We start from the raw sequence: 11,845 nt of genomic DNA, 5'->3' as shown, positions 1-11,845 counted from the left end.
AGCTTGCCGTACGGGATGTACTGTCGGCGCTCCGCCTTCGCGCCAGCGAAGATTTCTCAAGGGCCTCAATGCTCCGGATGAGACCGGAAAAAGACTGAGTTCTGAACTTCGCACCTTTCAAGGGTTTGCACATGATCAACAAAGAAAGCCTCACCCACCACATCTCCCAGCAGTTCAACGCTGAGCTGGAAGACGTGCGCAGCCATCTGCTGGCCATGGGCGGGCTGGTGGAGAAGCAGGTCAACGACGCCGTCAACGCGCTGATCGACGCCGACTCGGGCCTGGCGCAACAGGTGCGCGAGATCGACGACCAGATCAACCAGATGGAGCGCAACATCGACGAGGAGTGCCTGCGCATCCTCGCCCGCCGTCAGCCGGCCGCCTCCGACCTGCGCCTGATCATCAGCATCTCCAAGTCGGTGATCGACCTCGAGCGCATCGGCGACGAAGCCTCGAAGATCGCCCGCCGCGCCATCCAGCTGTGCGAGGAAGGCGAGTCGCCGCGCGGCTACGTCGAGGTCCGTCATATCGGCAACCAGGTGCGCAAGATGGTGCAGGAGGCGCTGGACGCCTTCGCCCGCTTCGACGCCGACCTGGCGCTGTCGGTGGCGCAGTACGACAAGACCGTCGACCGCGAGTACAAGACCGCCCTGCGCGAGCTGGTCACCTACATGATGGAAGACCCGCGCGCCATTTCCCGCGTGCTCAACGTCATCTGGGCCCTGCGCTCGCTGGAACGCATCGGCGACCACGCGCGCAACATCGCCGAACTGGTGATCTACCTGGTGCGCGGGACCGACGTCCGGCACATCGGCCTGACCCGCATGAAGGAAGAGGTTCAGGGCACCGCCGGCAAGGCCGACAAGTCCGAATAAGCCTGACGCCCGTACCAAAAAGGACCCGGCCGCGCGCCGGGTTCGTCATTTTATGGCCGAGCGGTCCTGCGCCAATGGCATGTAGCCACCCGGCAAGGCTATCCTTCGCCCTATCGTTTAGGGAGATGCCGATGGGCAAGGTCAGTGTGCTGGTCGTGGATGATGCTCCGTTCATCCGTGACCTGGTGAAGAAGGGGCTGCGGGACCATTTCCCCGGCCTGCAGATCGAAGAAGCGGTCAACGGCCGCAAGGCGCAGCAGTTCCTCGCCCGCCAGGCCGTGGACCTGATCCTCTGCGACTGGGAAATGCCCGAGATGTCGGGCATCGAGCTGCTTACCTGGTGCCGCGAGCAGGACAGCCTGAAGACCACGCCGTTCATCATGGTGACCAGTCGCGGTGACAAGGAAAACGTGGTGCAGGCCATCCAGGCCGGCGTTTCCGACTTCATCGGCAAACCGTTCTCCAACGACCAGCTGGTGAGCAAGGTGAAGAAGGCGCTGTCCCGCGCCGGCAAGCTGGAGGCGCTCGCCGCCCAGGCGCCGCAGCGCAGCCTGGTCGGCTCCATGCCCAACGACTCGCTGGCCGCGCTGACCGGCGGCAAGGCCGAGGTGGTGCGTCCGGCGGCCGCGCCTGCTGCGCCGCGCCCGGCTGCTCCGGCACCGGCCGCTGCCGCGCCGGCCGCCCGCAGCGGCGCCAAGGGCCAGCAGGGCCAGTTGCGCCTGCCGTCGGCGAGCCTGCCCTGCGTGATCAAGGCGCTCAGCCTCAAGGAGGCGCTGCTGGTGGTGAAGCGCGGCACGCCGCTGCCGCAGGTGCTGGAAAGCGCCGTGCTGGACCTGGAGGAAGACAGCGACGTCGCTCGCCTCAACGGCTACCTGCATGCCGTCGCCGCGCTGGAGCCCAAGCCCGACAGCGAGTGGCTGCAGCTGACCTTCCGCTTCGTCGATCGCGATCCGCAGAAGCTCGACTACCTGTCGCGCCTGATCGCCCGCGGCAGTTCGCAGAAGCACTACGTGCCCGGCGCCTGAGCCGCCGGGGCACGCGCCGACCGGTGGGCAGTACTGCTTCACACCCCGACCGGCGGCAGGTCGCGACGTACGGGCTACGCTGCTAGTCTTCGTTGCGTCGCAGTGACCTATAACCAGAGTCGACATGCTAGGGCGCAGTATCCTCCTGTGCGGTCTCTTGGCCGCATCCGGAACGGCTTCGGCCGTCACCATCTACAAGTACACCGACGCCAACGGCGTGGTCACCTACACGGACAAGGCCGTGCCGGGCGCGGCTGTGTTCGTTTTCCGTGATCGCATGGTCGAGCACCTGGAAGAGCAGGTGAAGCTGGAGACGAAGAAGCACGCCGGCGGCGAAACGCTGCAGGTGCGCAACGACCTCTACGCACCGGTGGAGGTGGAGCTGAGCGTGACGGGCGCGCAGAACGCCGTCGGCGCGCCGGCGAAACCGATTCGCTGGGTGCTGCCGCCGCGCAGTTCGATCCGCCTCGCTACCCTCGCCCCGCGGGACCCGAGCAAGCCGATGCGCTACAAGCCCAAGCTCACCTATGCCCTGGGTGACCCACGGCCCACACCGCAGTCCTACCAGTACGCCTTGCCCTGGGTGGGCGGCCCGTTCCGCCTGACCCAGGGCGCCAACGGCCGTTACAGCCATTTCACGCCCAAGGGGCGCTATGCCATGGACATCGCCATGCCGGTGGGCACGCCGATCATCGCCGCGCGCGGCGGTACCGTGGTGAAAGTCGAAAACAGCCAGAACGGGCGTGGCAAGAACCCCTCCGGCAACTTCGTGCGCATCCTCCACGACGACGGCACCATGGGGGTGTACCTGCACCTGATGCGCGGCTCGGTGCTGGTGCGTGAGGGCCAGCGCGTCGCCACCGGCTCGCCGCTGGCGAAGTCGGGCAACACCGGCAACAGCAGCGGCCCGCACCTGCACTTCGTGGTGCAGCGCAACGTCGGCCTGGACCTCGTCTCGATTCCCTACGACTTCGCCCAGCCGGTGGATACGCTGCCGAATTTCGCGGTGGTCCGGGAGCACTGACCTCAGCGGACTGCCTGTAGAAGCGAGCTTGCTCGCGAACAGTGCTAGCCGGCGACGTTGGAGCTGGGCGGGTTCGCGAGCAAGCTCGCTCCTGCAGAATGCAAAAAGGCTGCCCGAAGGCAGCCTTTTTCATTCAGGGGCGAGGCGCTCAGTCGAGCTTCACCACCTTGGCGAGGACGATCTTCGGGCCCTTCATCTTCTTCACGATGATGCGCAGGCCCTCGGTATCCAGCACTTCCTCTTCCTCCGGTACGCGCTTGAGCGTGTCGTAAACCAGGCCGGCGAGGGTATCCGCCTCGACGTGGTCCAGGTCGACGCTCAGCAGGCGCTCCAGCTTGAACAGTGGGGTGTCGCCGCGCACCAGCAGCTTGCCGGGCTGGTAGGCGACGATGCCGCGCTCGGCCTTGCGGTGTTCGTCCTGGATGTCGCCGACCAGCACCTCCAGCACGTCTTCCATGGTCAGGTAGCCGACGATCTTGTGGTCGGCTTCCTCCACCAGCGCGAAGTGCGAGCCGCCCTGGCGGAACTGCTCCAGCAGGCGCGCCAGCGGCAGGTGCTTGGTGACCTTCTCCAGCGGGTGGGTCAGCTCGTCGAGGTCGAAGGACTCCGGCAGGCTGTCCAGGGTGGCCAGCGCCAGCAGCAGGTCCTTGATGTGCAGCAGGCCGATGAACTCGCCTTTCTCGCTGTCGTACACCGGGTAGCGGCTGTACTTGTGACGGCGGATGGTGGCGAGGATGTCGTCCAGCGGCGCGTTGCGCTCCAGGTAGACCAGGTCCTCGCGGGAATTGGCCCAGTCCACCACTTCCAGCTCACCCAGCTCCACCGCCGAGGCCAGCACGCGCATGCCCTGGTCGCTGGGGTCGTGGGCGCGGCTGGAGTGCAGGATGAGCTTGAGCTCGTCACGGCTGTAGTGATGCTCGTGGTGCGGCCCCGGCTCGCCCTGGCCGGCGATCTTCAGGATGGCGTTGGCGCTGGCATTGAGCAGCCAGATGGCCGGGTACATCAGCCAGTAGAACAGGTACAGCGGCACCGCCGTCCACAGCGATAGCAGCTCCGGCTTGCGGATCGCCCAGGACTTGGGCGCCAGCTCGCCGACCACGATGTGCAGGTAGGAAATGATGAAGAAGGCGGTGAAGAACGACACGCCGCGGATGACTTCCTCGGAGTGCACGCCGACCGCGGCCAGCAGCGGTTCGAGCAGCTCGGCGAAGGCCGGCTCGCCGACCCAGCCCAGGCCCAGGGAGGCCAGGGTGATGCCCAGCTGGCAGGCGGAGAGGTAGGCGTCGAGCTGGTTGTGCACCTTGCGCAGGATGGTGCCGCGCCAGCCGTGCTGGTTGGCGATGGTCTCCACGCGGGTCGAGCGCAGCTTGACCATGGCGAACTCGGCGGCGACGAAGAAGCCGTTGAGCACGACGAGGAACAGGGCGAACAGGATCAGGCCGAAATCGGCGAAATAGGTGAGGAAGTTGCTACTAGGGGAAGGGTCCATGGTTCTGTTGGTTCAAGAATGGACGGACAAGAATGCGGTTCGCGGGGCCCGCCTGGCAAGCCCGTCTATACCAGAGTCGACCTCGGGCACGCTTATGCGCGGCTTTCCACCTGTTGCGGCGGAAAGTGGCAGGTGAAGCTGCTGCCCTTGCCCGGCACGCTGCTGATGTCCAGGGTGCCGCGGTGGCGCAGCAGCACGTGCTTGACGATGGCCAGGCCCAGCCCGGTGCCGCCGGTGCTGGCGTTGCGGCTGGAATCCACGCGGTAGAAGCGCTCGGTCAGGCGCGGCAGGTGCTTGGGGTCGATGCCGATGCCGCTGTCCTGCACGGCCAGGTGCGCGCCTTGCTCGTCCGCCCACCAGCGAATGCGGATCTCGCCCTCGTCGGGGGTGTACTTCACGGCGTTGAACACCAGGTTGGAGAAGGCGCTGCGCAGCTCGGCCTCGCTGCCCTTGAGTTTCACCTTCGCATCCGCCTCCAGGCTGATGCGGTGGTTGCGCGCCCCGGACAGCGCCTGGGCGTCGTTGCGGATCGACAACAGCATCAGGTCCACCGCCACCGGCTTGTTGTCCGCGGGGTAATCGGTGGCTTCCAGCTTGGCCAGCAGGAGCAGGTCGTTGAGCAGGTTCTGCATGCGCCCGGCCTGCTGCTGCATCTGCTGCAGCGCGCGGGTCCAGCGCGGGTTCACGTCCTCGACGTTGTCCAGCAGCGTCTCCAGGTAGCCGGCGATCACCGTCAGAGGCGTGCGCAGCTCGTGGGAGACGTTGGCGACGAAGTCCTTGCGCATCTGTTCCAGCTGGTGGACGCGGGTCACGTCTCGCACCAGCATCAGGTGCTCGCCGGCGCCATAGAGGGTGATGTGGAACTGCAAGCGCAGGTTGTCGTTGATCGGCGACGTGAGTTCCAGCGGCTCGCGGTAGTCCTCGGCCTCGAAATATTCCTTGAAGCGCGGATGGCGCACCAGGTTGGTCACCGGCTGGCCGCCGTCCTGCGGGCTCTTGAGCCCCAGCAGGCGCTCGGCGGACTGGTTCCACCACTCCAGGTTGCCGTCGCGGTCGAGCAGGATCATGCCGTCGCGCAGCGCCGCGGTGGATTCCTGCATGCGGTCGATCACCGCTTGCAGGCGCCCGCGGGCGCGCTGGTTGCGCCGCTGCAGGTGGTAGATGCTGTCGAACACCTCGCCCCACAGGCCGTAGCCATCGGGCGGGGCCTCGTCGGGCTGGTGGTTCTTCAGCCACTTGTGCAGGCGCAGCAGTTGCCAGGTCGACCAGCCGAGGTAGGCGCCCAGCGCCACGGCGATGGCCCAGCCGTACTGGCCGGTCACCAGCCCGAGCAATGCGCCGCCGGCGACGACGAGCAGCAGGTGGCGTATCAGCACGCCACTCCAGTTCTGGGTCACGACATTCCGTTCCTTGTGCCCGTCGAGTCGAGGACTCGGTCAGCTTTTGGTCGAGAAACGATACCCGGTGCCGCGCACGGTCTGAACCAGATTTTCGTAGACCTCGCCCAGGGCCTTGCGCAGCCGGCGGATGTGCACGTCGACGGTGCGCTCCTCGACGTAGACGTTGCCGCCCCAGACCTGGTCCAGCAGCTGGCCGCGGGTGTAGGCGCGCTCCTGGTGGGTCATGAAGAACTGCAGCAGGCGGTACTCGGTGGGGCCCATCTCGGCGGGCTTGCCGTCGATGGTCACGCGGTGGCTGATCGGGTCGAGCATCAGGCCGCCGACCTCGATGGGCGTCTCGCTGTCGCCGGCACCGGTGCGGCGCAGCACGGCCTTCAGGCGTGCGACCAGTTCGCGCGGGGAGAACGGCTTGGTGATGTAGTCGTCCGCGCCGACTTCCAGGCCCTGGATCTTGTTGTCCTCCTCACCCTTGGCGGTGAGCATGATGATCGGGATGGCCGAGGTCAGCTCGTCGCGCTTGAGGCGGCGGGCCAACTCGATGCCGGAGGTGCCCGGCAGCATCCAGTCGAGCAGGATCAGGTCCGGCTTGCGATCGACGATCACCGCGTGGGCCGTCTGCGCGCTGTCGGCCTCCAGGCACTCGTAGCCGGCCATCTCCAGGGCCACGGCGATCATTTCCCGGATCGGAGCTTCGTCATCGACGATGAGGATTGTCTTGCCAACCATGCTGAGGCCTCAGAATTTCTGTATTGCGCCGCATTAGATAACGGAAATATTTCATGAATGTGACACCCCGATGGTAGCCGAGCCTCGTTCCAGAGCGCTCGTCTATGCTCAGAGGGTCGCCGTGCATTCACCGTGCGGCGCAAACGGAACGCACCGGCCCGGTCGGCGGTGTGCCCGGCGCCCCGACGCCGGAGTGTTGCGATGACGGTAGTGAGTGCGTTGTCGACGTAGCCCGGCCGGCCCTGCCTGCAATCCCGCCCGCCCTTGCGCCGATGCTCGCGCCGTTTCCACCTCACCAGAGGAGAAGCGCTATGAAACTGCTATTCCCGGCCCTGGCACTGGGCCTGATGCTGCCGGCCGTGTCCGCCCTGGCCGGCGAGCCCGGCATGGAGAAGAACGGCATGCTGGTCGATGCCAAGGGCATGACGCTCTACACCTTCGACAAGGACAGCGGCGGCAAGTCGATGTGCAACGGCGGCTGCGCGCAGAACTGGCCGCCGCTGATGGCCTCGGCGGATGCCAAGGCCATGGGCGAGTGGACCCTGATCAAGCGCGATGACGGCACGGTGCAGTGGGCCTACAAGGGCAAGCCGCTGTACACCTTCGTGCAGGACAAGAAGGCCGGCGACATGGCCGGCGAAGGCAAGATGGGCGTCTGGCACATGGCCAAGCCGTAACGGCTTCATGTAGGAGCGAGGGGGACGCCCAGTTCTTGCTCGCGAACTTTGCCTGGCACTTCAGTATCAAGCGGGTTCGCGAGCAAGCTCGCTCCTACAAGGTCGCCGCGCTCAGCGCAGGGCGAAGTCCAGCACCGTGCCGAGGAAGATCGCCAGCCCCGCCCAGTGGTTGTGCAGGAACGCCTTGAAGCACTTCATCGGCTCGCGGTCGCGCGTGGAGTGGAACTGCCAGGCGAAGCAGCCGGCCGCCACGGCCAGGCCGAGGTAGTACGTCAGGTGCATCGCCAGTTTGTTGCCGGCGAGGATCAGCAGCAGGAGCATCAGGCCCTGCAGCGTCAGGTTGATCACCCGGTCGGCGTCGCCGAAGAGGATCGCCGTGGACTTCATGCCCATCTTCAGGTCGTCCTCGCGGTCGGTCATCGCGTAGTAGGTGTCGTAGGCCACCGTCCACAGCACGTTGGCGAAGAACAGCAGCCAGGCCACCGCCGGCAACGTGCCGCCGGCCGCGGTGAAGGCCATCGGAATGCCCCAGGAAAACGCCGCGCCGAGCACCACCTGCGGGTAGTAGGTGTAGCGCTTCATGAAGGGGTAGAGCGCCGCCACCGCCGCGCCGCCGAAGGACAGCCAGATGGTCTGCGCGTTGGTGCACAGCACCAGCAGGAAGCTGGCGCCCAGCAGCACGAAGAAGGCAATCCAGGCCTCGCGCACGGTGATCTTGCCGGTCGCCAGCGGGCGAGCCTTGGTGCGCTCGACGTGGCCGTCCAGCTTGCGGTCGGCGAAGTCGTTGATCACGCAGCCGGCCATGCGCATCAGCACGGTGCCGAGGACGAAGATCACCAGGTTCTTCGCGCTCGGCACGCCGCCGCTGGCCATCCACAGCGCCCACAGCGTCGGCCAGAGCAGCAGGTAGATGCCGATCGGCTTGTCCATGCGCGTCAGCTGGATGAAGTCCCAGGCGCGGGGGTGCAGGCGGGCGAGGGGTTTGATCAGGGCGACGAACATGGCAGCCTCCGGAAAACGATCCGGGAATTATACGGGCTGTTGTTCCACCCGGTGCCACAGCGACGGCAGGAAAACCTCGGCGACCAGCACACCCAGGCCATCGCGGCTGAAGCACGAGCGGCGTCCCCACAGGCGCTCCGCGCGCACGTCGGCGGGCAGGCTGGCGGCGGGGTAGCGGCACACCTCGATGGGGCCGCGCTGGAAGGCGCGGTCGCTGAACAGCAACTCGCCCAGCGAACGCGTGCCGAGCAGGCGCAGGTCGAAGCCCGAGCCTTCCAGCGCCGCGCGCGCGGCCACGCTGCGGGCGAATACCCAGGGCGTGCCGTGGCCCTTCAGGTACACCTCGCGCACCCAGCCCTGGCTGCCGTCCGGCACGCCCAGCGCGGCGCACTCGTCGGTGCGCAGGCGGTGCCAGCCCTCGGCCAGCGGCTGCACGGCGAAGTGGTCGGCAGAGAGGGCGGTCAGCCGGCGCGTCAGCGATCCTTCATCGAACAACCAGTCCTGGATCAGGGCGGTCGGCGCAGGATGCAACTGGGCGGCGGTGAGCCAGCGGGGCGGGTGGATCAGGGCGGCTTCGGGCACGATGGGTACTGCGGTTGGCCAGGGACGCGGCAGCTTAACATGGCGGCTTTGCGGCTCCGATTGCGTTGTCCGCAAGAGTGCCTTACGCAAAACCCCACCAAAGGTTTGGCCGGTCATCCGGTGATTTTCAAGGGACTTGCGCGCAGGCGGTATCGCCAGTACAAAGCCGGACATTGGATGCACTGACGTCCAAGCGACAAGAACCTGAGGGTGAGAGCTGATGAAGAAGTGGCAGTGCGTGGTATGTGGCCTGATCTATGACGAGAGCAAGGGTTGGCCGGAAGAGGGCATCGCCGCCGGTACCCGCTGGGAAGACGTGCCGGAAGACTGGCTGTGCCCCGATTGCGGCGTCGGCAAGCTGGATTTCGAGATGATCGAAATCGGCTGATCCCGCCAGGATGGATTCCCGCGACGGCGGCCTTCGGGCCGCCGTCGGCGTTTGTGGCCCCGGCACGTGCCCGCCTGACGCGGTAGACTGCAGGAGCGCCGGGTTGGCCCTGCTGACGGAGCCCGGCGTCGCGCCCGCCGTTGGCCGGTGCGCGCCGATGCGTTAGCGTCAGCGGGCAATCGCAGGAGGGCTGGTCGATGCGCAAATGGCAATGCGTGGTCTGTGGCTTCATCTACGACGAGGCACTGGGCCTGCCGGACGAGGGCATCGCCCCCGGCACGCGCTGGGAGGACATCCCCGCGGACTGGGTGTGCCCGGATTGCGGCGTGGGCAAGATCGATTTCGAGATGATCGAAATCTCGTAAGCCCCCGTCAGAACGAATTCATGCGGCGGCCCCACGGCCGCCGTGCCGTCTTTACGAAGTGCCGTCTTTACCGGGTGGCGATTCTTGAGGTGAGAGAGCAATGAGCGACAACGCACCGCTGGTGATCATCGGAACTGGCCTGGCCGGCTACAACCTGGCCCGCGAGTGGCGCAAGCTGGACAGCGAGACGCCGCTGCTGCTGATCACCGCCGACGACGGCCGCTCCTACTCCAAGCCGATGCTCTCCACCGGCTTCTCCAAGGACAAGGACGCCGACGGCCTGGCCATGGCCGAAGCCGGCGCCATGGCCGACCAGCTCAAGGCGCGCATCCTCACCCATACCCGCGTCACCGGCATCGACCCGGGCCACCGGCGCATCTGGATCGGCGAGGAAGAGATCCACTACCGCGACCTGGTGCTGGCCTGGGGCGCCGAAACCATCCGCGTGCCGGTCGACGGCGACGCCCAGGACCTGGTCTTCCCGATCAACGACCTGGAAGACTACGCGCGCTTCCGCCGCGCTGCCGCCGGCAAGCGCCGCGTGCTGCTGCTGGGCGCCGGCCTGATCGGTTGCGAGTTCGCCAACGACCTCTCCAGCGGCGGCTACCAGATCGACGTGGTGGCGCCCTGCGAACAGGTCATGCCCGGCCTGCTCCACCCGGCCGCCGCCCAGGCGGTACAGCAGGGGCTGGAAGGCCTCGGCGTACGCTTCCACCTCGGCCCGGTGCTGAACCGCCTGGTGCGCGCGGGCGATGCGCTGGAAGCACACCTCTCCGATGGCCAGGTGATCGCCTGCGACCTGGTCGTTTCCGCCGTCGGTCTGCGCCCGCGCGTCGATCTGGCCGCCGCTGCCGGCCTGGACGTCAACCGCGGCGTGATGGTGAACCGCGAGCTGCGCACCTCCCATGCCAATATCTATGCCCTGGGCGATTGCGCCGAAGTCGACGGCCTCAACCTGCTCTACGTGATGCCGCTGATGTCCTGCGCCCGCGCGCTGGCGCAGACGCTGGCCGGCAAGCCGACCCCGGTGGCCTACGGCGCCATGCCGGTGACGGTGAAAACGCCGGTGTGCCCGCTGGTGGTGTCGCCGCCACCGCGCGGCAGCGAGGGCGAATGGCAGGTGGAAGGCTCTGGCCCGGACCTCAAGGTGCTATGCCGGGATACCGCCGGTCGATTGCTCGGCTATGCCCTGACCGGGGCCGCCGTGAGCGAAAAACTCTCGCTGAACAAGGAGTTGCCGGCACTACTGGCGTGACAGGCGTCGCCAATGGCGTATTTGCCTTGGGAAAGTGCTCGCAAATTGTCAGACGATACTGGCGTACCAGCCTGCGGCGTGCCATTCTCCCCCCGTCTGCCGCAGCCTAGAGCCTGTACGGCGAGCCTGCGGTGCCTTGGGCGCTGTTGGGAAGACAGCACGGACACAACAACAACAAACCGTCAAAGAGGCATTTATGCGTAAACCAGAACTCGCCGCCGCGATCGCCGAGAAGGCCGACCTCACCAAAGAACAAGCCAACAAGGTGCTGAACGCGCTGCTGGATGAAATCACTGGCGCGCTCAACCGCAAGGACAGCGTTACCCTTGTCGGCTTCGGTACCTTCGTTCAGCGCCACCGTGGCGCCCGTACTGGCAAGAACCCGCAAACCGGTCAACCGGTCAAGATCAAAGCCAGCAACACCGTTGCCTTCAAACCGGGCAAGGCGCTGAAAGACGCCGTCAACTGATCGTGTCTGGCCCGGGGCCTGCGCGGCTCCGGGTTGCCTCCTGCGGTTACATAATCCCTCCAAAAGACCGGATGTAGTCCGTTTTCAAACTGGCTACAATGCGCAGACTATTGTCTCGAACGTCGAGGTTTGTGCATGAAATTCCGTCTTCTCCTGTGGATGCTCGGTCGCCTGATGGCCAAGGCCAGCCGCGAAAACCCGGCGTTCCAGAAGCAGCTCGAAGGCAAGGACCTGGTGTTCCAGCTCCACACGCTCGACGGCAAGGTCGCCCGCCACTACATCGTCAAGGACCTCAAGGTCAGCGCCCGTCGCGGCACCCATCCACAGCCGGCCTTCGCGCTGGGCTTCAAGGATGGCGCCTACGGCTTCGCCACCATGACCTCGAAGAACCCTCAGCTGGCGTTCATGCAGGGCATCCAGAACAAGGACATCCAGATCCAGGGCAACCCTGGCCTGGTGATCTGGTTCCAGGGCCTGGTGAAGTACCTCAAGCCGAAGAAGAAAGCCGCCCCGGCCAGCGACAAGAAGGCCGCCTGAGGCACTTTCGACGGATGGAAAAAAGGCCCCT

Annotated in this window: 14 protein-coding genes; 9 read left to right on the top strand and 5 right to left on the bottom strand. The window is 66.2% G+C overall.

The window, feature by feature from the left end; genetic code table 11:
- The first annotated feature begins 131 nt into the window (after positions 1–131).
- From phoU to N0B71_RS07400, 3 genes are all read left to right on the top strand, one after another.
- Positions 132–875, top strand: a complete 744-nt coding sequence (gene phoU / locus N0B71_RS07410) for a phosphate signaling complex protein PhoU (RefSeq protein WP_259758111.1) — start codon at positions 132–134, stop codon at positions 873–875.
- Between the two features lie 131 nt (positions 876–1,006).
- Positions 1,007–1,900, top strand: coding sequence for a response regulator (locus N0B71_RS07405; protein WP_259758110.1), 894 nt, complete (start codon positions 1,007–1,009; stop codon positions 1,898–1,900).
- A gap of 124 nt (positions 1,901–2,024) precedes the next feature.
- Positions 2,025–2,924, top strand: coding sequence for a M23 family metallopeptidase (locus N0B71_RS07400; protein WP_259758109.1), 900 nt, complete (start codon positions 2,025–2,027; stop codon positions 2,922–2,924).
- 148 nt (positions 2,925–3,072) lie between these two features.
- Here N0B71_RS07400 and N0B71_RS07395 read toward each other — a convergent pair whose 3' ends face one another.
- The 3 genes from N0B71_RS07395 to phoB all read right to left on the bottom strand — a co-directional run bounded on the left by N0B71_RS07395 (position 3,073) and on the right by phoB (position 6,539).
- Positions 3,073–4,413, bottom strand: a complete 1,341-nt coding sequence (locus tag N0B71_RS07395) for a hemolysin family protein (RefSeq protein WP_259758108.1) — start codon at positions 4,411–4,413, stop codon at positions 3,073–3,075.
- A gap of 92 nt (positions 4,414–4,505) precedes the next feature.
- Positions 4,506–5,810, bottom strand: coding sequence for a phosphate regulon sensor histidine kinase PhoR (gene phoR, locus N0B71_RS07390; protein WP_259758107.1), 1,305 nt, complete (start codon positions 5,808–5,810; stop codon positions 4,506–4,508).
- Positions 5,811–5,849: 39 nt separating this feature from the next.
- Positions 5,850–6,539: a phosphate regulon transcriptional regulator PhoB gene (gene phoB, locus N0B71_RS07385; protein WP_054910046.1), complete on the bottom strand. Its 690-nt coding sequence runs from the start codon at positions 6,537–6,539 to the stop codon at positions 5,850–5,852.
- A 311-nt stretch (positions 6,540–6,850) separates the two neighbouring features.
- Here phoB and N0B71_RS07380 point away from each other — a divergent pair, with 311 nt between their 5' ends.
- Positions 6,851–7,216, top strand: coding sequence for a COG4315 family predicted lipoprotein (locus tag N0B71_RS07380; RefSeq protein ID WP_259758106.1), 366 nt, complete (start codon positions 6,851–6,853; stop codon positions 7,214–7,216).
- A 111-nt stretch (positions 7,217–7,327) separates the two neighbouring features.
- Here the strand turns inward: N0B71_RS07380 and ubiA are convergent, their stop codons facing one another.
- Both ubiA and N0B71_RS07370 read right to left on the bottom strand, forming a co-directional pair.
- Entirely contained in the window at positions 7,328–8,218 is an 891-nt protein-coding gene (gene ubiA, locus N0B71_RS07375) for a 4-hydroxybenzoate octaprenyltransferase (protein ID WP_259758105.1), read from the bottom strand.
- Between the two features lie 27 nt (positions 8,219–8,245).
- Positions 8,246–8,785, bottom strand: a complete 540-nt coding sequence (locus N0B71_RS07370) for a chorismate lyase (RefSeq protein WP_259759503.1) — start codon at positions 8,783–8,785, stop codon at positions 8,246–8,248.
- A gap of 235 nt (positions 8,786–9,020) precedes the next feature.
- Here N0B71_RS07370 and N0B71_RS07365 point away from each other — a divergent pair, with 235 nt between their 5' ends.
- The 5 genes from N0B71_RS07365 (at position 9,021) to N0B71_RS07345 (ending at position 11,814) form a co-directional block, all read left to right on the top strand.
- The gene (locus N0B71_RS07365) at positions 9,021–9,188 is read left to right on the top strand and encodes a rubredoxin (RefSeq protein ID WP_259758104.1); all 168 of its coding nucleotides are present in this window, start codon (positions 9,021–9,023) and stop codon (positions 9,186–9,188) included.
- A 197-nt stretch (positions 9,189–9,385) separates the two neighbouring features.
- Positions 9,386–9,553, top strand: a complete 168-nt coding sequence (locus N0B71_RS07360; protein WP_017520693.1) for a rubredoxin — start codon at positions 9,386–9,388, stop codon at positions 9,551–9,553.
- A gap of 100 nt (positions 9,554–9,653) precedes the next feature.
- Entirely contained in the window at positions 9,654–10,808 is a 1,155-nt protein-coding gene (locus tag N0B71_RS07355) for an NAD(P)/FAD-dependent oxidoreductase (RefSeq protein WP_259758103.1), read from the top strand.
- A 196-nt stretch (positions 10,809–11,004) separates the two neighbouring features.
- Entirely contained in the window at positions 11,005–11,277 is a 273-nt protein-coding gene (locus tag N0B71_RS07350; RefSeq protein WP_017520695.1) for an HU family DNA-binding protein, read from the top strand.
- A gap of 135 nt (positions 11,278–11,412) precedes the next feature.
- On the top strand, positions 11,413–11,814 hold the full coding sequence (locus N0B71_RS07345; protein ID WP_045217727.1) for a hypothetical protein: 402 nt from the start codon (positions 11,413–11,415) through the stop codon (positions 11,812–11,814).
- The last annotated feature ends 31 nt before the right edge of the window (positions 11,815–11,845 follow it).

This window comes from Pseudomonas sp. GCEP-101 (assembly GCF_025133575.1).
Classification (GTDB): domain Bacteria; phylum Pseudomonadota; class Gammaproteobacteria; order Pseudomonadales; family Pseudomonadaceae; genus Pseudomonas; species Pseudomonas nitroreducens_B.
Note: the sequence above shows the minus strand (reverse complement) of the source record. Positions and strands in the feature narration are given on the sequence as shown.

Coding starts and splice junctions, on each gene's coding strand:
- phoU (WP_259758111.1), top strand. CDS start 132: ATGATCAACAAAGAAAGCCTCACCCACCACATCTCCCAGCAGTTCAAC.
- N0B71_RS07405 (WP_259758110.1), top strand. CDS start 1,007: ATGGGCAAGGTCAGTGTGCTGGTCGTGGATGATGCTCCGTTCATCCGT.
- N0B71_RS07400 (WP_259758109.1), top strand. CDS start 2,025: ATGCTAGGGCGCAGTATCCTCCTGTGCGGTCTCTTGGCCGCATCCGGA.
- N0B71_RS07395 (WP_259758108.1), bottom strand. CDS start 4,413: ATGGACCCTTCCCCTAGTAGCAACTTCCTCACCTATTTCGCCGATTTC.
- phoB (WP_054910046.1), bottom strand. CDS start 6,539: ATGGTTGGCAAGACAATCCTCATCGTCGATGACGAAGCTCCGATCCGG.
- N0B71_RS07380 (WP_259758106.1), top strand. CDS start 6,851: ATGAAACTGCTATTCCCGGCCCTGGCACTGGGCCTGATGCTGCCGGCC.
- ubiA (WP_259758105.1), bottom strand. CDS start 8,218: ATGTTCGTCGCCCTGATCAAACCCCTCGCCCGCCTGCACCCCCGCGCC.
- N0B71_RS07365 (WP_259758104.1), top strand. CDS start 9,021: ATGAAGAAGTGGCAGTGCGTGGTATGTGGCCTGATCTATGACGAGAGC.
- N0B71_RS07360 (WP_017520693.1), top strand. CDS start 9,386: ATGCGCAAATGGCAATGCGTGGTCTGTGGCTTCATCTACGACGAGGCA.
- N0B71_RS07355 (WP_259758103.1), top strand. CDS start 9,654: ATGAGCGACAACGCACCGCTGGTGATCATCGGAACTGGCCTGGCCGGC.
- N0B71_RS07350 (WP_017520695.1), top strand. CDS start 11,005: ATGCGTAAACCAGAACTCGCCGCCGCGATCGCCGAGAAGGCCGACCTC.
- N0B71_RS07345 (WP_045217727.1), top strand. CDS start 11,413: ATGAAATTCCGTCTTCTCCTGTGGATGCTCGGTCGCCTGATGGCCAAG.